A 24,433-nucleotide genomic window follows, 5' to 3' on the forward strand; every position below is an offset into this window, starting at 1 on the left:
TCGCTCGGGGTCCTTCGACTTCCGCGCTGCGCGCCTTCGCTCAGGATGACGGATTTGTTCGCGGTCTGAGATGTGGGCGTCTGGGTTCACGCTAGCGCTCCCGCAGGGCTTTGTCGATGGCCATCTTTTCCATCATGAACTGGTCCAGCATCGCACTGTCGCCGCGGCGGTCGGCTTCGGCTATCTGGGAGCGGAGTTCGCGTTGGCGGCGCTGCATGCGGCGGGTGTCGAGGGCTTCGAGGGCGTCGCGAACCTGTTCCAACAGAGGTGCTTCCTTATCGCCCGTAGAGTGTTGAAGGGCTACGGCTAACTGCGCGCGCGATTCGTTTGTGGGAGCGGCGTCGAGGGGATTTTCGGGTGCCGGGGCTTGCGAGAGCGATTCGAGGATGTCGGCCATGGGGAGCTCGGCGAACCACTCGGGATGCATGGAGAGTTGGTCGGCGGCGAGCTGGCGGGCGGGGTCATCTTCAGATAGGACTAGGGCGCGGAGGAGGATCTTTTCGTTCTCGCTGATGGGCTCCTGGCGGAACTGGGGGACGCTCTCAAGGCGTGCGGCGGCTGCTTGTTTCAACTCCTGGCGAAGGAGGGCGGAGTCGATGCCTAGCTTCTGGGCGGCGTCGGCGGCGAACTCGTCGCGCTGGATGCGGTTGGGCATCCGGCGGATGTGGGGGAGGAGAAAATTCATCGCCTTCACCTTGGCGTCGGCGGTGCGGGCGGGGAACTGGAGGCGGGCACGGTCGATGAGGTATTCGGAGTGGCGCTTGGCTCCGCGCAGGGCGGCCATGTACTCCTGGACGCCGTGCTCGCGGACGTAGCGGTCGGGGTCGAGGCCGCCTTCGAGGGTGACGACGCGGACGTCGAACTCCTCTTCGGTGAGCATGGCGATGGATTTTTCGGCGGCGTTCGAGCCGGCGGCGTCGGGGTCGAAGTTCACCACCACCCGTTTCGTAAAGCGGCTGAGGAGGCGGATCTGCATCTCGGTGAAGGCGGTGCCGGAGGTGGCAAGGACGTTCTTTACGCCGGCCATGTAGACGGAGATGCAGTCCATCTGGCCTTCTACGAGGAGGGCGAAATCGAGCTCGCGGATGGGAGCCTTCGCCTTGTCGAGGTTGAAGAGGACCTGGCCCTTCGTATAGAGCGGCGTCTCGGGGGAGTTCATGTACTTGGCGATGGGGCGGCCCTTGTCGTCGACGTCTTCGAGGGCGCGGGCGGTGAAGGCGATGGTCTTGCCCTGCTCGTTGGCGATGGGGAAGGTGATGCGTTTGCGGAAACGGGCGTACATCGTGCCCTGGCTGCCGTCCTCCTGCTCCTTTGCCGAAAACAACCCACTGGCCCGTAACGCGTCTTCGGCGAAGTGCTTTCGCATGGTCTCGCGCATGTGGTTGAAGTCGTCGGGGGCGTAGCCGATGCGGAACTTGGCGATGGTCTCCGGGGTGACGCCGCGGCCGGTGAGGTACTCGCGGGCGCGGGCGGCTTCGGGGGATTTGAGCTGGGCCTCGAAGTACTGGGTGGCGGCTTCGTGGAGGTCGATCAACTGGCGGCGGATGCCGGCGTCGCGGGCCTCTTCGGGGGAGTTGAACTCGCGCTTGGGAAGAGGGATGCCGCACTTGGTCGCGACGGCGCGAACGGCCTCGGGGAAGCTGACGTTTTCGAGCTTCATGACGAAGGTGAAGACATCACCCTTTTCGTGGCAGCCGAAGCAGTAGAAGTAGTTGTGGGCGGCGTTGACGGAGAAGGAGCCGGTCTTTTCTTTGTGGAAGGGGCAGAGGCCGGTGTAGTTCTGTGCGCCGGTCTTGCGGAGCTTCACGTAGTCGCCGACGATCTTTACGATGTCTGCCTGTTGCTTTACGGTCTGTGCGAAGTTATCGGCCACTCCTTACCAGTCTAAGACCTCCTGCAACTCTCTCATTCCACGAGCCCACCGATTCGCTCCTTTGATTGCTCTCCCTGAGCAGCAAAACTATCCCGGTCTATCTGTGTTCACACAGAGGCAGACAGTAAGTGCAGCCGGTGGCCGGCACCGTTGCCTGTAGTCGCATCGAAGTTTTCAGGAGAAAGCTATGAAGTCCATGAATCTCATTCGTAAATTTGCATTGGGCGCAGCACTCGGCCTCGCTGTCGCCGTCGCGCCGGTTGCTGCAAACGCTGGAGTCTTTATCTCTGTAGGCTTCGCGCCGCCTGCGCTTCCTGTTTATACGCAGCCGATTTGCCCCGGAGACGGCTATCTGTGGAATCCGGGCTACTGGGCTTACGGGCCGGAGGGCTACTACTGGGTTCCCGGAGTGTGGGTGCAGCCACCTTCGGTCGGTGTTCTTTGGACCCCCGGCTACTGGGGATGGGGCGGCAGCGCATTCATCTTTCATGAAGGCTATTGGGGACCGCACGTCGGCTTCTATGGCGGCATTAGCTATGGCTTCGGATTCGGCGGCGTTGGCTTCTCAGGCGGGGAGTGGCGCGGCGGACGCTTCGCCTACAACACGGCCTACACCAATGTGAATACGACCGTTATCCACAACACCTATATCAACCGGACGACGATCAATAACACGACGATCAACAACTCGCACACCAGCTTCAATGGTGGAAACGGTGGTATCTCGGCGCGCCCTACGGCGCAGGAGGCACAGTTTGAGCACGAGAACCATGTGGCTCCGACCTCGGCGCAGATGAGCCATGTGCAGGCGGCGCATGCTGAGCCCGGGAACTTTGCGAAGGCCAACGGCGGCCACCCGCAGATGGCGGCAATCCAGCGGCCGGGAGCGATGAATACTGCGGTTCCGGCGCGTGGAGCTACCGTCAACCAGCGGGCTGCGAATCAGCAGCAACGGGTTGGCCAGGGGTTGCAGTCGGGCCAGATGAACGCTCGTGAGACGCGTAACGTGGAAGGCCGCGAGGCGAGCATTAATCGCCAGACGGCTAATGATCGCGCGGCCAATGGCGGTCGGCTGACTCCGCAGGAGCACCAGCAGGTCAACCAGCGGCAGAACAACGTGAGCCGGTCGATCAACCAGGACAAGCACAATGCGGCTACCCAGCCTAAGGCGGCGCCTCGGCAACAGGCGCGTCCGGCGGAGAAGCCTCACCGGTAATGCTCCCCAGAACCTGATAAGTAGAAAGGCCGGTGCACAGCGCGCCGGCTTTTCTCTTGTCTGGGTGTCTGGGGCTCGCGTAGATGGGATGATGCGAGCGGTTTACGTCCCACCCATGGCCAAAGGCGAGCCATGGATGGGGCACCCGGGACCCGGGCTTCTTTGGGCTCGCGCAATAGAATAAAAGACTCATGCTGAGTAGCGAACATCTTGCGCGGGTAGCCGTGGTGCTGGTGCGGGCACGGAACCCAAAGAATATTGGTGCGGTCGCTCGGGCGATGCACGACTTTGGATTCTCCGATCTGCGGATTGTGAATGAGTTTGTGATGCCGCTTGAGGGAGCAAGGTCGGCGGTCGATGCGTCGTCGGTGCTGCATGCGGCGACGACCTATGCGACGGTGGCTGAAGCGGTCGCCGACTGCGTGCTGGTTGCGGGGACGACGGCGGTGGGCGAGCGCGTGTTGGAGCATCCGCTGTTTGCGATCAACGATGCTCCGCCACGGATGATCGAGGCTCTTGAGCAGGTCCCGGTTGAGGGTTCCGAATCTAAGGTGGCGATTCTGTTTGGGTCGGAGAAGACGGGACTATCGAACGAAGAGTTGAGCCACTGCAACTGGCTGACAACGATTCCGATGTTTCAACATGCGGAGCAAAGGCATCTCTCGATGAACCTTGGGCAGGCGGTGGCGGTGTGCCTGTATGAGTTGGTGCGGGAGCGTCCGTTGACGCGGGCACCGGAGGCTGCTGATGCCGCTTCGAGCGCGGAGCAGGAGCGGGTGCTGGGACTTCTCTCCGAGGTGCTTGAGGCGGCGGATTATCTGCGGCATCATCCGGCACGGAGCGCGCCTGCGGACCTTCGGCGGCTGATCCTGCGGATGAAGATGAGTCGCGTCGATGCGCCGGTGTGGATGGGGATGCTGCGGCAGATACTTTGGAAGCTGAGAAACTGATCGTGGCGCTGTAGCGTCCATGACTGATCCGGACTCGAAGTCTTGCCAGGGTGAATCATGCAGAGCCGTATACATCCCACCCATCCTCGCAAAAGACGCGAGTATGGATGGGGCACCCGAGCTGTCGAGGCCGGTCAGTATCTCTTACAGGCTGCCCAAGAGTTTCGATTTGTAACTTTCAGGAGAACATACTGTGAATCTGTCTTTGAAGATTGGTTCCGCGCTTATCGTTGCCGGGCTTGTGACTGCATCGGGAGTGGCGCAGCAGCCGCGTGTCTACACCGCGGCGGACTACGCGCAGGCGGAGAAGTTTCTCTCGTACAACGTGAATCCGCTGGCGTGGAAGGGCGTGGTTGCGCCGCACTGGATGGCCGATGGGCGGTTTTGGTACCGCGCCGTTGATGGGCACGAGACGACCTTCCGTATCGTCGATCCTGCGAAGAAGACGAATGGCGTTGCCTTCGATAGCTCTAAGTTGGTCGATGCTCTCAACGCGGCTTCGCCGAAGCTCAAGACTGATGCTGTTCGGCTAAAGCCTACGGAGCTTGCGTTCTCGGATGCTGGGCGGAAGCTTCGCGTCACAGTCGGCTCGAGCAACTTCGATTGTTCTCTTGCCGCGAGCTACACCTGCACGGGGCTTGATAAGCCTTCGACGGCGAAGCAGCCGTCCATGAATCTTTCTCCCGATAAGACGAAGGGAGCGTTTATTCGCGACTGGAACTTGTGGGTGCGGGACATTGCGAGCGGAACGGAGACCCAGCTTACGACCGATGGCGTGAAGGACTTTGGGTACGCGACGGACAACGCGGGATGGAAGCAGAGTGATGCTGCGATCCTGCTATGGTCACCGGATTCGAAGAAGATCGCGACGTTTCAGCAGGACCAGCGCAGGGATGGCGAGATGTACCTGGTCTCTGTGACCAACGGGCATCCGGTGTTGAAGACGTGGAAGTCTCCGCTGGTGGGCGATGTGAATGTGACGATGATCGAGCGCGTCATCATCAGCCTGGATACGAGGAAGATCGTGCGGCTGAAGATGCCGCCGGATCAGCATCGCGGTACGATCTGTGACGACGTCACGTGCAGGGGAGGCAACAGCACCTGGGAGGATGTCGAGTGGTCGCCGGACGCGAAGCACATGGCGTTTGTGTCGACGTCGCGGGACCATAAGCAGGAGTGGCTTCGCGTCGCGGACGCAACGAACGGAGAGGTTCGCGAGGTGATGCAGGAGACTGCGCCGAAGTTCTACGAGAGCGGCGACGGGATGGTGAACTGGCATTATCTGCCGGGGTCGAACGAGGTGTTGTGGTTCAGCGAACGCGACAACTGGGGCCAGCTTTATCTCTATGACCTGAGCACGGGCAAGCTGAAGAATCAGATCACGCATGGCGATGGCAACGTGACGCAGGTGCTGCATGTGGACGAGAAGAATCGCGTGATTTATTTCCTCGGCGTGGGTAAGGAGGCAGGGCGCGATCCGTACTTCGTACATCTGTACAGCGTTCGATTTGATGGGAGCGATCAGAAGCTTCTGACGCCGGAGGATGCGAACCACGAGATCGCGTTCTCGCCGAAGTTCGACTTCTTTACGGACATTGCTTCGACGCCTGTGACGCCTGCGACTACGGTGGTGCGGACGTTGACTGGTGCGGTCGAGATGGAGGTTGCGAAGCAGGACATCTCTGCGTTGACGGCTGCGGGATGGGTGCCTCCCGTGCCGATTACGGTGAAGGCTCGGGATGGCAAAACGGACCTTTATGGCTTTATGTTCAAGCCGACCAGCTTCGATGCGACGAAGAAGTATCCCATCGTGAACAATGTATATCCGGGGCCGCAGACGGGATCTTGCGGATCACGCGCGTTTGCGGCTGCGCATCGTGATAACCAGGCGCTTGCGGAGCTTGGGTTCATCGTTGTCTGCATCGATGGCATGGGGACGAATCTACGGTCGAAGAGCTTTCACGAGGCCTACTACGGGAACCTTGGCGACAATACGATTCCTGACCAGGTTGCGGGGATGAAAGAGTTGGCGGCGAAGTATCCGTGGATCGATCTTGATCGCGCGGGGATGTATGGGCACTCGGGCGGAGGGAATGCGACGGCGGCGGCGATGTTCAACTATCCCGACTTCTTCAAGGTGGGGATTGCGGAGAGCGGCAATCACGACCAGCGGGATTATGAAGATGACTGGGCGGAGAAGTGGGCCGGACTGCTGGTGAAGAACGCCGATGGCACGACCAATTATGACTCGCAGGCGAACCAGTACATTGCGAAGAACCTGAAGGGACATCTGCTGCTGGCGCATGGAACGATGGACGACAACGTTCCGCCGAACAACACGCTGGTGCTGGTGGATGCGCTGATCAAGGCGAATAAGGACTTCGATCTGCTGATGATTCCGAATGCTGCGCATGGATATGGCGCGGCTTCGCAGTACATGACGCGGCGGCGGTGGGACTATTTTGTGCGGTATCTGGCGGGGGATGTTCCGCCGAAGGAGTACGAGTTGAAGCCGTATGCGGCGGCCATGTCTTCGCTGAACTCGGGGCCTTCAGAGGATGAGGAAGCGACGGAGTAGTTTGTAAGGGAATTCAAGAGCAAATGCTAATGCGGGGGCTTTTCACAGCGCATTGCGATGAGGCTGCAATGATTTGGTCGAGACGACGCTTCGTTGGCGGCTTGATCCCACCCATGGCCAAAGGCGAGCCATGGGTGGGGCACCCGACGTACTTCTATACCTGACGTACATTTTTGTCGGTGGAACGATTGTTACTCTACGATCTTTCCGTCGGCGGCTTTTACGGGCGCAGCCTTTGCGTCGGGCGTGCTGGTTACCTGCCATCCGTTGGCGGTGTTGGTAAGGGTTGCGGTGGCGGCTTGCGGGCCTGAGAGATCAGTCGCGACCTGGGGGAACGCGGTCTTGGTCTCCGCGGCGCTGGCCCATGTGGGGGCATCCGAGAAGGTGTAGTGATAGGCGATCTGGGTGGTTGCGCCTACGTCCGATGTGGTCGGGGATGAGCTATCGATCGTGCTAACCTTGCGCTGGCCATAGCAGAAGTTTCCGAAGCCGGGCTGCGTGGTGTCTGCGGTCCAGGAGGAGCGGCCTTTGTCTGAGAGGTCATAGTTCGTGACCTGCTTCGAGGCAATGATGAGGACCTTCTTCTCGGCGGTGGTGCGTGCCAGCAGGCCCTGGTCGACGAGCGCGTCGAAGGGCGCGGTCTTGCTGGTGTCGGAGGTGGTGACCTGGGTGGGAAACTGCTGCGACTGTGAGAAGAGGCAGGATGGATGGGCGCTGTAGTAAGTGTTGATGGCGCTGGTGTAGTTGATCGAGTTGTCGGCCTTCTTGTTGCACCCGATGGCGATGGCCAGGGTTGCGCCGCAGAGTGCGGCGGTGCGTAGGGAGGTGAGAGTGCGAGAGTTCATGGTGAGGCTTCTCCTGTCACTCCTCTCGGATGCAGCGGAAGGCAGAAGGGTATGATCGTCTGCCTGAAATTGATGTTGAAAGTTGCGGAATAGGGTTGGCGTTTTACGTCCACATCTCAGAGTCGTGATGTGGGGCACCCGGTTAAAGCCAGCCTTTGGCTCTTGCGATTCTTGCGGCGTCGACGCGATTGGCCGCGCCCAGCTTGGCGATTGCTTCGGAGAGGTAGTTCCTCACGGTGCCGTCGGAGAGATGGAGTTCGCCGGCGATCTCGGTGCTGGTCTTGCCGTCGCCGGCGCGTTGAAGGATCTGGCGTTCGCGTTCGGAGAGTGGGTCCATCTCCGCTCCCCAGGCTTCGGTGGCGAGGGCCGGGTCGACGACGCGCTGACCGCGATGAACCTTGCGTACGGCCTCGGCGAGCTCTTTGGCGGGGCGATCTTTGAGTAGATAGGCGCGGGCACCGGAGTCGAGAGCGCGGCGAAGGTAGCCGGGTCGAGCGAAGGTGGTGAGGATGACCGTCTTCGTGGCCGGGTGATTAGACTGAAGCTCTTTCGCGAGCTCGAGGCCGGTCATGATGGGCATCTCGATGTCGGTGACGAGGATGTCGGGCTTGAGTTTGATGACGGCGTCGAGGGCTTCGCGACCATTGGCGGCGCAGGCCATGACGCGGAGATCTTCTTCCATCTCGAGCAGAGCGGCGAGCGCGCCGAGGACCATCGCCTGGTCTTCGGCCAGGACTACTCGAATTGCGTTTGCCAAGGTCAGGCCTCCTTCACAACGGCGGTGGGAACGGTGATGGGCAGCTCGATCAGGAGGCGCGTGCCGTGCTCGCTTTGGATGCTGAACCTGCCGCCGAGTGCTTGCACTCGCTCTCGCATTCCGCGCAGGCCGTTGCCTTCGTGCCTTACGCTATGGGCTCCATCGTCTTCGACGAGCAGGGCGTGAAAGCCGTCGGTGGTCTGTTCGAAGCGCATGAGGCACTTGGTGGCTTCGGCATGGCGCACGATGTTGGTTACGGCTTCGCGGATGGCGAGTGAGAGCACGGTCTCTTCGGTGGCGCGGAGGTTGCTCTCCGCGTCTGGCACGGCTTCGCAGGCGAGAGCGACGCCGGCTGATTCGAGGGTGCGCTTGGCGGCTGCGAGCTCGGCGGCGAGGCCACGGGCGCGGTAGCCGCCGATGGTCTCGCGGACCTCGGCGAGTGCTGTGCGCGCGGTGCTCTCGACGTCGGCGATCTCTCGTGCGGCTCGCTCCGGGTCACGTTCTATAAGCCTCCCTGCAAGCTCTGCCTTCAACACGATTACGGACAGCGTGTGGCCGAGGACATCATGCAGGTCGCGTGCGATGCGTTCGCGTTCGGCGACTGCGGCGAGCTGCTGAATCTCTTCCTGCGCCATGGCGAGCTTGACGTTCATGAACTTCTGTCGCGCCATCCACATATTCGAGACGCCGCCGACGACGAGGAAGAGCGCCGGGATGGCGTAGTTCAGGACGTTATTTTCGAGCAGGTATCCTTCGCCCACGAGCAGCGCAAAGTCGAGGGCGATGAGCGCGCCCACGAGGCGGCTATTCGGAAGGACAAAGGGAAGTATGCAGGAGGCGTAAAGGAAGAAGGTCGATCCGCCGCTATTGAAGGGCAGAGTGGCCATGCCGAGAAGGACGAAGATGCCGAGGATGCCGAGACTGATGGAGGTGACTTCGATGACGTCGAGGCAGACGTAGAGGAAGAGAAAGAACGCGTAGATCGCGAGGTTCTGAAGCCAGTAGCGCAGGTTGTGGCGAAAGACGGGCTCGAAGAAGAAGAAGATGGAGTAGGCGAGCCAGATGTAAATGCCGGGCGAAGGGCGGGAGAGTGGCGGAAGGAATCTGCGCCAGCCCTGGCGTTTCGCGGGTTCGATCTTGCATCCTGTCCAGCTCATCTTCTTGTCCCAAAAGTGTAGCGTGCGGTGGTGCTCTAAGTGTCCAGAGGGTCCGGGGCTAAAGCCCCAAGTTACTGCCAGAAAGCGAGACCAGGGTTGTTCGACAAGCTCTTATGCGTTGCGTTCCTTGCGTTGGAAGACCAGCCAGAAGAGGCCCAGCATCACCAGCGTAAACCCGGCCAGTGAGTTCCAGTGAGTCATCAAAGAGCTTCCTGGCTGCTGGTATCCATAGACGCTGAGCATCAACTGGGCGAGATGATACATGGGCATGACCGGGGCGAGATGCTGGAGCCAGTGCGGCATGTACTTGATCGGCATCCAGAGTCCGCTGAGGTAAGACATGGGCAGATAGATCAGATTCACGAGCCCAGGGGCCGCGTTCGCCGGCATCAGCAAGGCCAGCAGTAAGCCCATGCTGGCGAAGCTGACCGAGCCCGCGAGGGTGACGCCGAGCATCTTCGCCAGCTCGATGGCGGTGATGGAGACTCCGCCAAAGGCCACGCCGATTCCGGTAAGTATGCTGACGATGATGACGCCGAAGGCCATGGCCGAAGCGCACTTCGCGAAGAGATAGGCCATTACGGGCATGGGGCTTGCGCGCTTCAACTCCAGCCAACCGGAGTTCAGCTCCGACGCCAGGCCGACGCCAATGCCGAAGAGTGCCGCGCCAATCAGGCCGAAGCATGCGTATCCGCCCAACATGTACTTGGTGATGTTCACGCCTCCCTCAACTACGTGCTTGTTCGGGAGCCCGAAGAGTACATAGAACATCAAGGGGAAGCCGATGACCGCGAGCGAAAAGGACTTCGCCCGCAGTAGATGCAGGAACTCGTACTTCGTCTCAAGACGATAGGTCTTGAACGACTGCGCGGAGTTGATGGTGGAGCTTGCGCCAACGTTGAGGGCGGTGGATGTGGTCGACATGGCTGTCTCCTGTTCTTTGATTCTCTTGAGGAAGGTGTGAGCGGACTTGCGCGAATGACGCGGAAGAACGAGGTGGGCGGTTTACGTCCCACATCTCAGAATCGAGATGTGGGGCACCCGGTCTACTTTTTGGTTAGTTCGAGGAATGCGTCTTCGAGCGCGGGGCTGGCTATTTCGAGGCCACTGAGAGCTTCATCGTTCAGCAGCATGATGCGGACGACTGTCTCTGCATTTGTAGCGGTTACGGTTATAAATTTACCGCTGCGCTCGACACCGGTCACGCCGCTGAGAGCTTTGAGATAGTCCACCGTAAGGATGGTTGAGCACTTGATTTTGCGGCCGCCGCTGAAGTTCTTGATCTCTGCTGGGGTGCCTTCGCTGACGACGTGTCCCTTGTTGATCACGATGACGCGGTCGGCGAGCGCGTCGGCTTCTTCGAGATAGTGCGTTGTGAGCAGCACGGTCTTGCCCTGCTCCTTCAAGGAGCGGATCTGCTGCCAGAGACCGCGACGGGCTTCGATGTCCATGCCGACAGTGGGCTCGTCGAGAAAGACGAGGTCGGGGTCGCCGCAGACTGCGAGGGCGAAGAGGAGGCGCTGCTTCTGGCCTCCGCTGAGCTCTCCGAAGAACTTATTCTCGATGCCTTCGAGCTGCGCGATCCGAACTACTTCGGCGACAGGCAACGGCTTTGGGTAGTAGCTGCGAAAGAGGTCAATGTGCTCGCGGACCTTGATGGTGTCAGTGACGCGGGCTACCTGGAGCATCGCGCCTACGCGGGTTCTTGAGGCGGCGTCTCGCGGGTCGGCACCGAAGATGCGGACTGTGCCGCTGGTGGGTGACGCGAGGCCGAGCATCAAGCGGACGGCGGTGGATTTGCCCGCGCCGTTTGGGCCTAATAGCGCGACGACCTCGCCGGCTTGGAGCGAGAGGTTGAGGCCGTCGAGCGCTGTCGTCGCGCCGTACTTCTTCGCGACAGCTTGCAGCGTCGCGATCTTTTGTCCGGGTAAGGCGCGATGTGTGGATGCGGAAGTCGCTGTTTCAGTCTTGTCATATGTGGGTGCGGTGGCGCTCATCGTGTGCTCTCCTTGTCTGGATCTCTGTCGAAGAATTTCTCGACTACGAAGACAAGAATGCGCCTGAATGGGCGATGGCCACAGTGCGGAACGTCACGAGGGCGAAGTGACAGTTGTCATACGCGCTGCGGCTAGTCCTTTATGGCTCGTTTCAGGGCTTCGAGGTAGCTGTATCCCCAGGTCGTGTCAGGAAGGAGGACATGGTCCTCGGTCCACTCATTCCAGGCGGCGACGTAGATGAATTTCGAGTGCTTGTCGGATGCGACGATGTGGCGGGCGGCTCGGACTACGCGCTCAAACTGGTCGGGCGAGCGGTTGATGGCGATGGAGGCGAACTCCTCGAAGCGTGGACTGTCGTCCCAACCGACCTGACAGCAGGGATAGAACGGCACGCTAACTTTCTCGCGCATCGCTTTCCAGGATGCGATGCCTTCGGACGCGCCTACTCCGTAAGGGATGCGCGAGCCTGGCGGCTTCGCTCCGTAGGTCCATCCGAAGGTGCCGTACTGGGTTGCGCTGTCGACGCCAAATGCGGCAAGGTCGCCGGCGATGGAGTCGTAGCCGCTGCATAGCTGCAGGTGAAGCCTGGGGAAGCCGAGGGCTGCTCCGCGTTGACGCATGGTTTCGAGGGCGCGCTTAAGGCCGTCTTTGCCGAGTTGCTGGATCACCTTGCCGGCATCGAAGATGGCGAAGAGCGGAGCGCCGTCGATGTGGAGATAGTTCGATTGGCTGAAGTAGTGTTCGGCGCAGTAATCGGCGACGCGTTCGAAGTCGGCCAGTGTATGCACCTGCGGCAGCAGCGGAGCGGCGAGGTCGGGCGAGCGAGCGGGGTAGACGTTCTTCCAGTCGTGATTGGCCCACATGACGGCGAACTTAAGGCGGTCGCGATTGGGGGCCTTCAGTAGGCCTTGCTCTAGCTGCTCCTCGTAGAACTGGGTGCCTTCGTGCCAGTACCAGTCGATGAGCCAGGCATCGACTCCGTGATCGGCGGCGAGGTCCACTTCTTTCGCTGCCCATACGGGGTCGGACTCGTCGTAGTAGCCCCACAGGGGATAGTGCGGCATGGTGTGGCCGGGGAAGAGCGGACGCGCGTTGCGCAGGGCGTCGAACTCCGTCCAGCCCTTGCCGAAGCGCGCTTCCATGAACGGCGATGGGTGCCAGCTTGGGAAGTTGTAGACGACGACCTGGACGTCCTTTGGCTTGGCGAGCGTGGAGGTGCCGAGAGCTTCATGCAGCTTCTGATCGGTGAAGTATCCGTCGACAGCGGCCTCGCCTACGAGCGCATTTGGAAGGCTTGCGAAGACTGGCTTTGCGATGTGGTTGCTGGCTAAGGTCTGTGCAGCGAGAGAATCGGGAATTCCGCTGGCAAGACCCGCGCCCAAGGCGGAGGTGATAAAGGAACGTCGCTTCATAGGCCTCTCAAAACTCAGAACGACTCTACAGCACGAAAGACGGGCATCGCGAGTCGCTCGCTTACATGTAATCGACGCCGTATTGCACGGGGATCTGGGTGAAGGCGATGCGGGTGGGCGCGGCCTCGCGTGCCTTGAGCATCCCGGCGAAGTGTAGGGTGGTATGGCCGTACTTGAGGTTGAGTTTGTCCATGGTTACGGAGAGCTCGTTGCGATGGTCGACGTCGCCGAAGAGGGTCTCCTGATGCTCGCTCTCGGGGATGAGGTTCTTGAGGGTAACGCCGACGAAGAAGGGGCGGGCGAAATCCGGCCCCTGCGGTGCGTGCTGCCAGATGCCGCGCAGGACTTCGAGGAGGGTGAGGGTGTCCTGGCAGTCGGCGAACTTCGCTTCCATGCCCCAGCCGGTGTGCTTGATGCCGCTGAAGTGCTTCTTCGACTTCATGCGCTCGGCCTGCTCGCGGGTGAGTTGATAGCGGATGGTGACGGCCATGGAGCTGGTGTAGAACTTCTCCATGCGCAGGCGCATGGCGGCCTTGTGCAGGAGCTTGTGGGCGACGGACCATGCGCCTTCGGCGGAGCGGAAGTCGGGGCCGAGGACGTGCGAGTGGCCAAGGGACTTCTGGATGTCGGTGGGGACGGGAGCGCCGTCGTCGCCGCTGTCCGTGCCGCGCAGCCAGTGGAAGAGGCGGTCGCCCCAGACGCTGTCCCAAAGCCCATGCATGCCGTTGCGGTCGAGGGCGAGGAGCTGCTCCATGGTGGTGATGCCCTTTGCGTTGAGGCGGATCTCGGTCTTGGCGCCGACGCCGGGAAGGTCGCGGAGTTCTAGATGTGCTATCGCCCGAGGCAATTGCGAGGGCAGTAATCCGATGAGGCCGTCGGGCTTCTGCATGTCGCTGGCGATCTTGGCGAGGTAGCGGTTGGGCGCCATGCCGATGGAGCAGCGGAGGGTTTCGCCGACGTCATCTTTGATGGCCTGCTTGATGGCGAGAGAGATCTTGCGGGCGGTGGGCGGCTCCTGCTCGCGGCCGATGAGCTGGCAGACCATCTCGTCGATGGAGGGGGTGTGGGCGACGGGGCAGCAGCGTTCTACGGCTTTGGCGATGTTGTGGGAGTATTCGGCGTAGTGATCGTGGTTGCCGGCGATGAGGATGATCTCGGGGCAGAGCTTTTTGGCTTCGCCGACCTGGGTGCCGGTCTTGATGCCGAGGGCTTTGGCCTCGTAGCTGGCGGCTATGCAGCAGGTGGTGTCGCCGAGCGTGGGGACGACGGCGAGGGGGCGGTTTCGGTACTCCGGGTGGAGCTGCTGCTCGACCGAGGCGAAGAAGCTGTTTAGGTCGATGTGGAGGAAGCCGAAGCGGTCTGGGAGGGTCGGGAATGCCAAATTGAAATCCTCACTCGATAATATTCGCTTTTTATTCGCCCGCGTGTTTCGTCTACATGATAGCCTTTTGACATGGAAATTACGGTCCAATTGCCTGATGACCTAATGCTTCAACCAAACGCGGAACGTACCGCCCTTGAGGCTCTTGCCATTGAGAGCTATCGGTCTGGCGCTCTTTCCCACTTCCAGCTAAGCAAGTTGCTGGGCCTTTCCCGTTTTGAAACGGATGGGTTTTTAAAGAAACATGAAGTGGAGGAATTTGCATACGGGGTAGATGATTTGGCATGCGACCTGATGAGCATTTCCGCGATGCCACCATTTCAACGAAAATCGTCGTAGCAGATACCTCCCCTCTCAACTATCTCGTACAGATCAACTGCGAATTCCTAATCCCGCTGCTTTACAGACGAGTGATTATCCCACCCACAGTCGTAGCAGAGCTTAGTCATAGCGGGGCACCTCCGCTCGTCTCCCAATGGGTTGCAGCGCTGCCGCCTTGGATAGAAGTTCTACCTCCCATGAGTGCGCCAGACGCCAAACTTTCATTCCTGGGTTTGGGAGAGCGTGATGCGTTCAACTTGCTCTGGAATTAGGCATTCTTACAATCTTGATCGACGAACAGAAGGGAAGGCATGAAGCCTCCTCGAGAGGACTCACTACCACCGGAACAATCGGCGTGCTGATTGCTGGTCACAAAGCGGGTCTTATCAATGCGCGTGACATGTTTGATCGCCTTATAAGAGTTACAACGTTCCGCTCAACATCTGCGCTGCGACAAAACTTCTTGGAAACCCTAAACACTCTCGACGGAGATGGTCGGTAGGTAAAAAGGGTAGGGCGTAAGAATAAGACAGGTATTGAATGAGCATTTCTCAGGAGCCTCCTCGATTGCACTGGAAATCCCGCATCCTTCACTCCACTCCGACTGTTCCGACAGGCTTTAATTCGTTTGCAACGCCGGTGTATCGCGGCTCAACCATTCTGCTGGGCAGCATGGCGAACGCTCATGATGAGTGGCACATGGAACGTGGCTGGAACTATGGGCTTTATGGCACGCCTACCGCGCTGGAGCTTGGCGCACGGATTGCGGCGATGGAGGGCGCGCGGCATACGTTTCTTGCGCCGGGAGGACAGGCGGCGATCTCGCTGATCTATCTTTCGTTCTGCAAGAGCGGGAGCCATGCGCTGGTGCCGTTCAATGCCTATGGGCCGAACCGGCATCTTGCGGGCGATTTGCTGCGTGGGTTGGGGATTGAGGTGGAAGCTTACGATCCCATGATTGGGTCTGAGATTGCGTCGCTGGTCCGGCCGAATACTTCGCTGATCTGGTGTGAGAGTCCGGGGTCGGTGACGATGGAGATCCAGGATGTGACGGCCATTGTGGTCGCTGCCCATGAGCGGGGCGTGACTGTGGCACTCGATAACACGTATGCGGCGGGGGTTCTGCTCGATGCGTTTGCGATGGGTGTGGACGTCAGCATGCAGGCTCTGACGAAGTACATTGGCGGGCACAGCGATCTGCTGCTTGGGAGCGTCTCGGTGAACACGGAAGCGGCTTACAGGGCGGTGGGTTCGACGCATCAGCAGATTGGCATGGCGGTCTCGCCTGACGACTGCAGTCTGGCGTTGCGCGGGCTGCAGACGCTTGCGGTAAGGCTGGAGAAGCTGGAGGCTTCGACGCTTGAGATTGCGCGGTGGTGCGCGGAGCAGGCGGAGATCGAGACGGTGCTGCATCCGGCAATGGAATCGTGCCCTGGGCATGAGTTCTGGAAGAGAGATTTCACGGGGTCGTCGAGCATCTTCTCGATGGTCTTCGATCGACGGTATTCGCCGGAGCAGGTGAACAGGTTTGTGGATTCGTTGAAGATGTTTGGGATTGGCTGGAGCTGGGGCGGGACGCATTCGCTGGCGATGGCGTATCCGGGGTTGGAACGGCCGACTGGCGACTACGCCGGGAGGATCGTGCGTTTGAATGTGGGGCTGGAAGAGCCGGTGGATTTGATTGAGGACCTTCGTGCAGCAATGGTCCTCGCGCTCGTGTAGGTGGATGGTTTGGATCGTGGCCGAGAGGTGCGAGCGGTTTTGGATGGGTCGAATCGCTCGGGGTCCTTCGGCTCCGGCGCGTGCGATGAAGCCGCACACGCCTACGCTCAGGATGACGGCAAAAGCGAAAGGCAATGGCAAGAGCCAAGGCGCAATGCGGGGGTCTCTCCACTACGCCGCGCGATACAGCCGCACGGCTCCGGTCGAGATGACGTTTCACTTGGAGAGGAGCTACTTGCCGGTATCGATCTTCAGGTTCATCACGAACTCGTTCTTGTTATCGAAGGAGCTGATGGTCCGGGTGTTGCTCTTCTTTCCGTCGAGCTCGGCCCAGAGTTCGTAGTCGGAGTTCTGAGAGAGCTGGCCGAAGCGGAAGCCGCCCGAATCGTCGGCGATGAAGCTCTTTACCGAGAGGGATTTGTCATCCTTGAGGTAGACGACGCAGCCTTTGAGGGGTTTGTCGCCCTTGTCGGTCACCTTGCCGGAGACGACACGCAGGACTCCCGGCTTTTGCGCCACCAGAGGAGTCGCCGCGCCGCTTACGAAAACGCCTGCCGCCGCGCTGAAGACGAGGGCGAGCGAAAGTGCCGAGATACGGAAGCTGCGAGTGAAACGACGGCTGGACACGAGACGGCAAGACAGAGGGGAAGGAGTACCGGGGGCAGGCTGCGTCATGCTTCCAAGTATACGGCTCGCCTGTGCCGGTCCAGAATCCGGGCCGGGCCTATTCGTCGTCTTCATCGTCGTGATGGGTTGCATCTTCATCGTCGTATCCCGCCTCGTCCACTACTGCAATCTCCAGAGGATCGACGGAGACGACTTCAAGATCCGCCCCACACTCGTCGCACTGTACAGTCTCGCCTTCTTCAACTTCTTCCGCGTCGATGGTCAACGGGTTATCGCACTCAGGGCAAACTACGGCCATGTCGAACCTCCAGAATTTTTGCTGCTCCGGCCCGCAACCACGCCAGGCCCGTTAGGATGAAGGTTTAGAATCACCCATCGCCCCGCACCCCGTACTTCTTTCTAGCGATACCCTGCCGCCACGTCAAGCCCGGTGGCGACAGACTCAGAAGTCAGAGTACGCGCAACTTCCATTTCCGGTTTCCACAGGAGCCTCGGTCCATGGCCTCTTCTCTTCGTCGCATCGCCCTCGTCTCGGCTGCTCTCACTCTCTCACTTCAGCAAACCCAGGCGCAGACGGGAAGTTACGGTGCGCCGATCCGGCCTGCGGCGGTTGATCCCGCGATTGCGGGTGCGTTGAAGCAGGTCTCGGCCGAGCATGTTCACGCGACCATCGAAAAGCTCGTATCCTTCAACAATCGCAGCACGCTTTCGAGCATGGAAACTGATCTGGCGCCGGGGACGGGCGTGACCGCTGCGGCAGAGTGGATTGCGGCGGAGTTTGGCCGCATCTCCTCTGATTGCGGGGGGTGCCTGGAGGTGAAGCGGGATACGTTCACAGAGGCTGGGAGCGATGCGCCGAACTCGCGGATTCGCAAACCTACGACGTTGACGAATGTGTATGCGGTGTTGAAAGGGACGGACCCGGCGCAGGCGGCGCGGCGGATGCTGGTGACGGGGCACTATGACTCGCGGAACTCCGACAACTTCAATACACATGATGCGGCTCCGGGAGCGAATGATGACGCCAGCGGCGTGGCGGTGTCGATTGAGTGCGCGCGGGTGCTTTCGAAGCTGAAGTTTCCTTCGACGATCGTCTTTGTGGCTGTGGCTGGCGAGGAGCAGGGGCTGAACGGCAGCCGACATCTTGCGAAGCTCGCGAAGGCAGAGGGATGGCAGCTTGAGGCGGTGTTGAACAACGATATTGTGGGCGGGGACACGACGCCGGGGCAGGCGGAGGTTGAGGACAAGTCCGCTGTGCGCGTGTTTTCGGAGGGCGTGCCTAGTCCGGGGATCTTCGAGGGCTCAGCGGATAAGTCGGCCGATACGCTGCGGCTGATTCATGGGCTTGGGTCGGACTCGGATGCGCCTTCGCGGGAGCTTGCGCGGGCGATGGTGGACGTGGATCACAGTTACTTTCCGGAGTCTGGCATCCACACGAAGCACTTTACGGCGACCGTCACGACGAAGGAGCCGTTTCATCCGGTGATGATCTTTCGTGCGGACCGCTATCTGCGCGGCGGCGATCATACGAGCTTCAATCTTGAAGGGTTTACGGCTGTTCGCATTACGGAGTGGCGTGAGAACTTCGACCATCAGCACCAGAACATTCGCCTCGAGAACGGTACGCAGTATGGCGATCTGCTGAAGTATGTGGACTTCAACTATGTGGCGAACGTGGCGCGATTGAACGCGGCTACTCTTGCAACGCTTGCTTCGGCTCCGGGGGTTCCGCAGAACGTACACATTCTTACGGCGGCGTTGGATAACAACACGGAGTTGGCCTGGGATGCTCCCGTGGGCGCTCCAGCTTCTACGTCTTATGAAGTGGTGTGGCGGGCAACGGAACTTCCCAATTGGACGACCGCCGCTTCGGCCGGTTCCGCGACGACGATCAAGTTGCCCATCTCCAAGGACAATGTCATCTTCGGCGTGCGTTCGGTCGACCCGGCAGGGCACCGCAGCTTCGCCGTCCTGCCTATCCCCGCTAGAAAGTAACGGGTGCCACCCATCTCGATTCCGAGATGGGGGACGTACATCGCTCCATTCAGGTTCTTCTATAAAAGTGACTTTGGGGCAGGGCTCGGCCATGCCGAGATTCAGGCGCACAGGCTGCGTTATGTTCCGCCTCTGCGACAATGGAAGCAGATGAATACGACCAAGACCGCCTTCGTTGTTATCGCGGAATTCGAGTACCCACTGGCGCACCGGGACGAATTTCTGGAGCTCTGCCGTTTCGATGGAACCCGTTCCGTGGCGGATGAACCGGGGTGTCGGCAGTTCGACGTGAACACCACGGGCGAATCACCCGACCAGGTCGTGCTGTACGAGGTGTATGACGACGCAGCGGCTTTCGAGGCCCACAAGTTGATGCCTCACTACAAGGAGTTTGCGGCGGGCGTGGAGCGGCTCGGCGTGCAGATTCGCAGCTTACGATTCTTCGATCGTCAGCACCCTTAGGCGGTTCGGCCGCCGGTTCGCTGGACTCAGGGACGGCACTTTATCGGAGCCGACGTTGCCGATAACACCGACTTCTAGGGAGTCTGAAGGGTTGCGAAGCGTTCGACCCAGCGAATCTGATCGGGAGTATCTGGAACCTGTAGACCTCTCGCCGTCGTGAGCCGCCTGAAAGCGTCATCGGGTGTATACCCTTCGGCAGTCAGCAAGGCCGCTAAGAGTAAAGATGAGCGCCCGATTGAAGCCCTACAGTGGACAGCGACACTTCTCCCGGCATGGGCTTCGACCCGCAACTCCTCCACGAACTTCGCGAAGGCCGCAATGGACGGCGGCGTCTCTCGATCTGGAATAGGGAAGGACCGGAACTGGATGCCTCCTGCTGCACACAACGCTGCCTCTTCTGAGAGGCCGAGTTCAGCAGCCTCATCAGGCTGGAGCATCGAGACGAGGACATCTACTCCCGCCCGCTTCATCTGGGTCACTTCATCCTCCAACCAATCATTACCGCGAGGACGCGGAACGATGGCCAGCCGGATGGCGGTACCTGTCTCAACCCAAAAGGGATTCATGCTGTAATGCTAGTCGTTACTGGGTTGTTGGCGAAAAACGGTGTTATGGCCAACTTCGCTCAATCAGTGCCGATTATCCCAAATCTTAAGTGTGAGATGTACGTCACCCAACTTACGCCGTATAACTCCGCCCCAACCCCAGCCCGGCCAGGCCCTTGCGGTAGGTGATGGAGCTGCGGTCGGCGGGGAAGTGGGCTTCGGCGTGGAGATCGAGTGGGAGATCTTCGGGGAACTGGCGTTCGACGATGGCGATGTCTTCGGCGAAGACCTGATAGTTGAAGTCGAGCGTGGGTTGCAGGTCGGCGTCCTTGTCGAAGTTGCGGCAGATAGGCACGAAGAGGCGGGTCTTGCGTGCCGAGACCGGAGATGCGGCGTTCATGATGTGCAGCTTGCCGCCGCCGGGAAAGGTGACCGTGAGCTTGGCGGTGAAGGGCAGGAAGGTCTCGAAGCGGCGATGCCACATGAAGTCGGCCGGGCCGAGGTGCTTGAAGCCGTGGGCGTAGTTGCTGACGGAGCTGATGTAGTCGGCGATGAAGCCGGAGTTGGTTTTGGTGACGGCGTAGTCGGGGACGACGGGGTTGTCGGGTTCGCCGAAGCTGTCTTTGTGGACGAAGGCGAAGTGGCTGACGTCGAGGAAGCCTTCGATCTGGCGGCCTGCGGCGGCGGCGATGTCGACGCTTTCGGGCAGGACCTGGATGTAGTCGGGGTCTTCCCATTCGGCCATCTCGGGCAGGTCTCTGGGGCCGTCGTCGACCATGCGTACCCAGACGAGGCCGTAACGTTCCTGGGCCTGGAAGACCTGCAGGTGGAGGCGGGGCGAGATCGCTCCCTTGGGGTGGGCCGGGATGCAGACGCAGCGGCCGTCGGGCGCGTAGCGGAGGCCGTGGTAGCGGCAGATGATCTCGTCGCCTTCGACGTGGCCCATGCTCAAGGGAACGCCGCGGTGGAAGCAGATGTCGCGGGCGGCGTGGATGGTTCCGTCGGCGATGCGGTAGACGACGACGCGTTCGTCGAGCAGGCGGGCGGCGTGGGGCTTGTTGGTGACCTCGTGCGAGAAGGCGACGGGATACCAGAACGGGGCGAGGGCGCGCCAGTCGGGCTCGGAGAAGGTGCAGTCGCGGGGGAGTTCCATCGGCGCGGGCGCAGCCGGAGACAGGAGCGTCGAGCTCGGAACGAACGCAGAAGATGTCGCCATGAATAATTATGAGCCGAGCTGGGAGGTCAAGGCAATCGGCAAATTTTGCGCGAAGTGCTGGATTTATCAGGTAATTCAGTCGATTGATTACAGGAAGTAGGAGATGGAGTGAAAGGTTCGAGCGGTATGGGTGGTGTTCTATCGCTCGGGGTCCTTCGACTGCGGCGCTTGGGATGGAGCTGCAAGCGCCTTCGCTCAGGATGACGGAATTTCTATTCGGGAACTTAGGGACCTACAACCTATTACGTACACAGTTCCGTTCCGGTCGTGCGTGGCTGACGCGTTCACCCGAAGAGCGACGGCCTATGATGGAATAAGAGGTGCCATGCCCCGCTCCGGCCCCATCACGATGACCTTCCCTCCCTTCGCCGGAGCCACGCGCAAGCTGGTGCTGGTGAACGTCGCTGTCTTCTTCACACTCGCTTTGCTGGCATGGATCGCTCCAGGACTGGGGCAGCTTTTGACGGCGGGACTGGCGCTGGAACCGGCCCGGTTTCTAACCGGGATGCTTTGGCAGCCAGTGACCTACGCTTTCGTCCACATGGGCATCACGGATATTCTGTTCGGGATGCTGACGCTGTGGTTTACCGGGTCGCTGCTTGAGGGAGCGTACGGTAGCCGCTGGCTGTACGAGCTGTTCTTCTCCTCGTCGATTGGAGGAGCGGTGCTTGCCTCGGCGATTACGCTGACGCATGTCTTCGGGCTCGATCCTCGGTACCCTGCAGTTGGCGCGTGGGCGGGTGTCTTTGGGCTGCTGGTTGCGATTGGGATGATCTTCGGGGAGCAGGAGTTTTTGCTGTTCTTCGTGCTGCGGCTGAAGGCGAAGTACATGGTGACGATCTACATCTTGATCGCCGTTGCTGTGCTGCTGAAGGGTGGCGACAAGTTTGGGGCGCTTCTACAGCTTTCGGGCGCGCTGTGCGGGTATCTGTTCGTCCGGTTCGCTCCGACGCGGGGCTTGGCGTTTGGAGTTACGGAGCGGTACTTCGGGATGCGGAACGGGTACTACCGGTGGAAGCGGCGGCGGGCGGCGCGGAAGTTCGAGGTGTACATGCGCGGGCAGAACCGCGAGGTCCATTTCGATAAGGACGGGCGGTATGTCGATCCGGATGACAAGCGCAATCCGAAGGACAAGAGCTGGATGAATTAGAAGTCTGAGCTTGATTCACGTCTCTTCGGATAGCTTTCCTATTGCCCTTCGTCGAGGGCATTGAGAGCATGGAGTGTGAGAATTCTTCTTGTGATCCTTGCGCTGTGGTGTTTAGGCTTCGCGATCTATTCGAAATTGCCGATGACGACACGAATTATCTTTGGCTGTTTGGCCCTTGCGTCATTTGCCTGGGCGAAGCAAATCAGGCCAAGGATTTCAAACTGATGCATCCCGAAATCTTGGACAGCTAGACTTTCTTGCGGTGACAACCGTATCTTGGTTAGCCATGGTTCCCAGCCGCCTTCCTTCGCCCTCCTATGTTCGTGTCGCTTCACTCTTTCTTGCGATGATCGCTCTGCTGGCGATGCCATTCTACTCACAAGCTCAGACCCGTCCTGCCATTACGGGCATCTCGCATATGTGCGTCTACGCGAGCGATGCGGAGGCTAGCGATAACTTCTATGGGCACATCCTTGGCGCGGCCAAGGGAGCTGACCCTCAGGATGGTTCGGGAGTCCGGTATTACTTCGGCCCGGAGCAGTTTGTTGAGGTGCTGCCGTTGCCGGCGGAGCACACGCTGAGCCGCATCAGCTGCGTGGCCTTCAGCACGGTGGATGCGAAGGGGCTGCATAGCTACATGGAGGCGCACCACACTGAAGCTCTCGGCGCGGTAGAGACCGCGAAAGACGGGACCGTGTGGTTCAAGTCGCATGATCCTGAGGGCAATCTTGTGGAGTTCGTGCAGGGCGGCCATCCGCACGCTGTTCCAGCCTCGGCGAAGCCTATTGGGACACGGATCATTCACGTCGGTTACATGGTCCACAGCAAGGCTGCAGAAGACAAGTTCTACATTGAACTGCTTGGCTTCAAGCCTTACTGGTTCGGGGCGATGAAGCCGGAGCATACTGACTGGATCTCGATGCAGGTGCCAGATGGCAAGGACTGGATCGAGTACATGATGGTGGGCGATGGCTCGACTACGCCGGTCGATCACGTCGATGCTCGCGAGCTGGGTGTGCTCAACCACTTCTCGATTGGCGTTCCGAACATGGAGAAGGCGGTGACTACGCTCTATGCGGAAGACCGTCTTAGTCCGCGGCATGACGGGCCGCAGATGGGGCGTGATGGGAAGTGGCAGGCAAACTGGTATGACCCCGACGGCACGCGGGTGGAGTTGATGGAGTTTCAGCCAGTGATGAAGCCGTGTTGCTCGGAGTTTACGGCGACGAGTCCTACGAAGTAGCGGCTTCTAAAATGAAGTATGCCTAGCCGGTCTCCTTCCCCTGTGTTCCGTTCTGAATCCATCAAGTTTCTTCGCAGCCTGAAGCGCAACAACGATCGCGTCTGGTTCGACGCACGCAAGCCGATCTATGAGCGTGAGTTGAAAGCGCCGATGCTGGCTCTGATCGAAGCGATCAACCATGCGTTTGAGGGCTTCGCGCCGCACCATGTCAGGCCTCCGCAGAAAGCGATGATGCGTATCTATCGCGACATTCGCTTCAGCGCGAATAAGATGCCTTATAAGACCAACGTCGCGGCGTGGTGGGCGCGGGCGGGGCTTGAGAAGACATCGGGTGGAGGGTACTACTTTGAGTTAAACCCGACCTCGATCACGATCGCTGCAGGTGTTTATATGCCGGAGCGCGAACAGCTCTTTGCGATTCGGCAGTATCTTTCCGCGGAGGGTGGGAATCATCACGCTAAGCTCCGCGCGATGCTGGCCGACAAGAAGCTTACCTCCGTGCTGACTCCGTTCGATGGGCTGAAGCTGACGCGTGCGCCGAAGGGATTCTCTCCTGATGATGCGGCGGTCGATCTGCTGCTGCATCGGCAGTGGGGTGTGTCGGCGACGCTTCCGGCTGAAGAGGCGCTGAAGCCTACACTGTTGAAGCAGATCGTATCGCGGTTTGAGCGTGCGACGCCTTTGGTGGAGCTGCTGAATGCGCCCCTGGTGGGCACATTGAGCGATTCTGCGAAGGGTCCACAGACGGGGTCACAATCGTCAGTGAATAAGGCATTATTTGGTCTCCCAAGTGTCAGATAAGCGGTAAAAGTAGGCTTAAAGAGCACAAATACCTAAAAAACCCGCAAATTCCTGTGGAAACCCAACAAAGATGGTTGACAAATAGCCTGCAAAGGCCGAAGGTGAATACCGGTACAGTTCTCGGAACCCTTGTAAACATTGGGGATTTCAGCGACAGATCGAGAATTTTGCCTCACGCGCCGCCC

22 protein-coding genes are annotated in these 24,433 nt (G+C 59.9%); 10 read left to right on the forward strand and 12 right to left on the reverse strand.

Features of this window, described 5'->3' with window-relative positions; genetic code table 11:
- Positions 1 to 91 precede the first annotated feature (91 nt).
- Positions 92 to 1,873 (reverse strand): DNA primase, encoded by a 1,782-nt coding sequence (dnaG, locus tag HDF16_RS14530; protein ID WP_184217850.1) that lies wholly within the window; start codon positions 1,871 to 1,873, stop codon positions 92 to 94.
- A gap of 187 nt (positions 1,874 to 2,060) precedes the next feature.
- On the opposite strand from dnaG, the gene HDF16_RS14535 reads away from it, so the two are divergent.
- The 3 genes from HDF16_RS14535 to HDF16_RS14545 all read left to right on the forward strand — a co-directional run bounded on the left by HDF16_RS14535 (position 2,061) and on the right by HDF16_RS14545 (position 6,617).
- Entirely contained in the window at positions 2,061 to 3,089 is a 1,029-nt protein-coding gene (locus tag HDF16_RS14535) for a YXWGXW repeat-containing protein (RefSeq protein WP_184217852.1), read from the forward strand.
- 191 nt (positions 3,090 to 3,280) lie between these two features.
- Positions 3,281 to 4,039 carry an RNA methyltransferase gene (locus tag HDF16_RS14540; RefSeq protein WP_184217854.1) on the forward strand — a complete coding sequence of 253 codons (759 nt, stop codon included), beginning with the start codon at positions 3,281 to 3,283 and terminating at the stop codon, positions 4,037 to 4,039.
- 475 nt (positions 4,040 to 4,514) lie between these two features.
- Positions 4,515 to 6,617, forward strand: a complete 2,103-nt coding sequence (locus tag HDF16_RS14545; protein WP_432432250.1) for a DPP IV N-terminal domain-containing protein — start codon at positions 4,515 to 4,517, stop codon at positions 6,615 to 6,617.
- 191 nt (positions 6,618 to 6,808) lie between these two features.
- Here the strand turns inward: HDF16_RS14545 and HDF16_RS14550 are convergent, their stop codons facing one another.
- From HDF16_RS14550 to HDF16_RS14580, 7 genes are all read right to left on the reverse strand, one after another.
- Positions 6,809 to 7,462: a hypothetical protein gene (locus tag HDF16_RS14550; RefSeq protein WP_184217856.1), complete on the reverse strand. Its 654-nt coding sequence runs from the start codon at positions 7,460 to 7,462 to the stop codon at positions 6,809 to 6,811.
- A gap of 142 nt (positions 7,463 to 7,604) precedes the next feature.
- Entirely contained in the window at positions 7,605 to 8,225 is a 621-nt protein-coding gene (locus tag HDF16_RS14555; protein ID WP_184219141.1) for a response regulator transcription factor, read from the reverse strand.
- Complete coding sequence (locus HDF16_RS14560; protein ID WP_184217858.1) at positions 8,222 to 9,376, reverse strand: sensor histidine kinase; 1,155 nt, start codon at positions 9,374 to 9,376, stop codon at positions 8,222 to 8,224. Before HDF16_RS14560 ends, HDF16_RS14555 begins: the two co-directional genes overlap by 4 nt.
- A 111-nt stretch (positions 9,377 to 9,487) precedes the next feature.
- Positions 9,488 to 10,300, reverse strand: coding sequence for an ABC transporter permease (locus tag HDF16_RS14565; protein ID WP_184217860.1), 813 nt, complete (start codon positions 10,298 to 10,300; stop codon positions 9,488 to 9,490).
- A gap of 122 nt (positions 10,301 to 10,422) precedes the next feature.
- Positions 10,423 to 11,373, reverse strand: a complete 951-nt coding sequence (locus HDF16_RS14570) for an ABC transporter ATP-binding protein (protein ID WP_184217862.1) — start codon at positions 11,371 to 11,373, stop codon at positions 10,423 to 10,425.
- Positions 11,374 to 11,504: 131 nt separating this feature from the next.
- Positions 11,505 to 12,785, reverse strand: coding sequence for a glycoside hydrolase family 99-like domain-containing protein (locus HDF16_RS14575; protein WP_184217864.1), 1,281 nt, complete (start codon positions 12,783 to 12,785; stop codon positions 11,505 to 11,507).
- A 61-nt stretch (positions 12,786 to 12,846) separates the two neighbouring features.
- Positions 12,847 to 14,166, reverse strand: a complete 1,320-nt coding sequence (locus tag HDF16_RS14580; protein WP_184217866.1) for a Y-family DNA polymerase — start codon at positions 14,164 to 14,166, stop codon at positions 12,847 to 12,849.
- 72 nt (positions 14,167 to 14,238) lie between these two features.
- On the opposite strand from HDF16_RS14580, the gene HDF16_RS14585 reads away from it, so the two are divergent.
- Positions 14,239 to 14,505 (forward strand): UPF0175 family protein, encoded by a 267-nt coding sequence (locus HDF16_RS14585; RefSeq protein ID WP_184217868.1) that lies wholly within the window; start codon positions 14,239 to 14,241, stop codon positions 14,503 to 14,505.
- A gap of 549 nt (positions 14,506 to 15,054) precedes the next feature.
- Complete coding sequence (locus HDF16_RS14590; RefSeq protein WP_184217870.1) at positions 15,055 to 16,209, forward strand: cystathionine beta-lyase; 1,155 nt, start codon at positions 15,055 to 15,057, stop codon at positions 16,207 to 16,209.
- 231 nt (positions 16,210 to 16,440) lie between these two features.
- Here HDF16_RS14590 and HDF16_RS14595 read toward each other — a convergent pair whose 3' ends face one another.
- Together HDF16_RS14595 and HDF16_RS14600 are read right to left on the reverse strand one after the other, a co-directional pair.
- Complete coding sequence (locus tag HDF16_RS14595) at positions 16,441 to 16,974, reverse strand: carboxypeptidase-like regulatory domain-containing protein (protein WP_246409115.1); 534 nt, start codon at positions 16,972 to 16,974, stop codon at positions 16,441 to 16,443.
- A complete protein-coding gene (locus tag HDF16_RS14600; protein ID WP_184217873.1) occupies positions 16,934 to 17,134 on the reverse strand; it encodes a hypothetical protein in 201 nt (66 codons plus the stop codon). The genes HDF16_RS14595 and HDF16_RS14600 overlap by 41 nt, the downstream gene beginning before the upstream one ends.
- A 200-nt stretch (positions 17,135 to 17,334) precedes the next feature.
- Between HDF16_RS14600 and HDF16_RS14605 the strand changes: the two genes are divergently transcribed.
- Together HDF16_RS14605 and HDF16_RS14610 are read left to right on the forward strand one after the other, a co-directional pair.
- Complete coding sequence (locus HDF16_RS14605) at positions 17,335 to 18,831, forward strand: M20/M25/M40 family metallo-hydrolase (protein WP_184217875.1); 1,497 nt, start codon at positions 17,335 to 17,337, stop codon at positions 18,829 to 18,831.
- Between the two features lie 3 nt (positions 18,832 to 18,834).
- Positions 18,835 to 19,293 carry an antibiotic biosynthesis monooxygenase gene (locus HDF16_RS14610; RefSeq protein ID WP_221312772.1) on the forward strand — a complete coding sequence of 153 codons (459 nt, stop codon included), beginning with the start codon at positions 18,835 to 18,837 and terminating at the stop codon, positions 19,291 to 19,293.
- A gap of 74 nt (positions 19,294 to 19,367) precedes the next feature.
- Here HDF16_RS14610 and HDF16_RS14615 read toward each other — a convergent pair whose 3' ends face one another.
- Together HDF16_RS14615 and HDF16_RS14620 are read right to left on the reverse strand one after the other, a co-directional pair.
- Entirely contained in the window at positions 19,368 to 19,859 is a 492-nt protein-coding gene (locus HDF16_RS14615; RefSeq protein WP_184217877.1) for a protein-tyrosine phosphatase family protein, read from the reverse strand.
- A 112-nt stretch (positions 19,860 to 19,971) separates the two neighbouring features.
- A complete protein-coding gene (locus HDF16_RS14620) occupies positions 19,972 to 21,054 on the reverse strand; it encodes an aromatic ring-hydroxylating oxygenase subunit alpha (protein WP_184217879.1) in 1,083 nt (360 codons plus the stop codon).
- 325 nt (positions 21,055 to 21,379) lie between these two features.
- Between HDF16_RS14620 and HDF16_RS14625 the strand changes: the two genes are divergently transcribed.
- From HDF16_RS14625 to HDF16_RS14635, 3 genes are all read left to right on the forward strand, one after another.
- Positions 21,380 to 22,204, forward strand: a complete 825-nt coding sequence (locus tag HDF16_RS14625; RefSeq protein WP_184217881.1) for a rhomboid family intramembrane serine protease — start codon at positions 21,380 to 21,382, stop codon at positions 22,202 to 22,204.
- Positions 22,205 to 22,490: 286 nt separating this feature from the next.
- A complete protein-coding gene (locus HDF16_RS14630; protein ID WP_246409117.1) occupies positions 22,491 to 23,447 on the forward strand; it encodes a VOC family protein in 957 nt (318 codons plus the stop codon).
- A gap of 18 nt (positions 23,448 to 23,465) precedes the next feature.
- A complete protein-coding gene (locus HDF16_RS14635; protein ID WP_184217883.1) occupies positions 23,466 to 24,248 on the forward strand; it encodes a DUF2461 domain-containing protein in 783 nt (260 codons plus the stop codon).
- Positions 24,249 to 24,433: the final 185 nt, after the last annotated feature.

The organism is Granulicella aggregans, assembly GCF_014203275.1.
In the GTDB taxonomy this organism is placed as follows: Bacteria; Acidobacteriota; Terriglobia; order Terriglobales; family Acidobacteriaceae; genus Edaphobacter.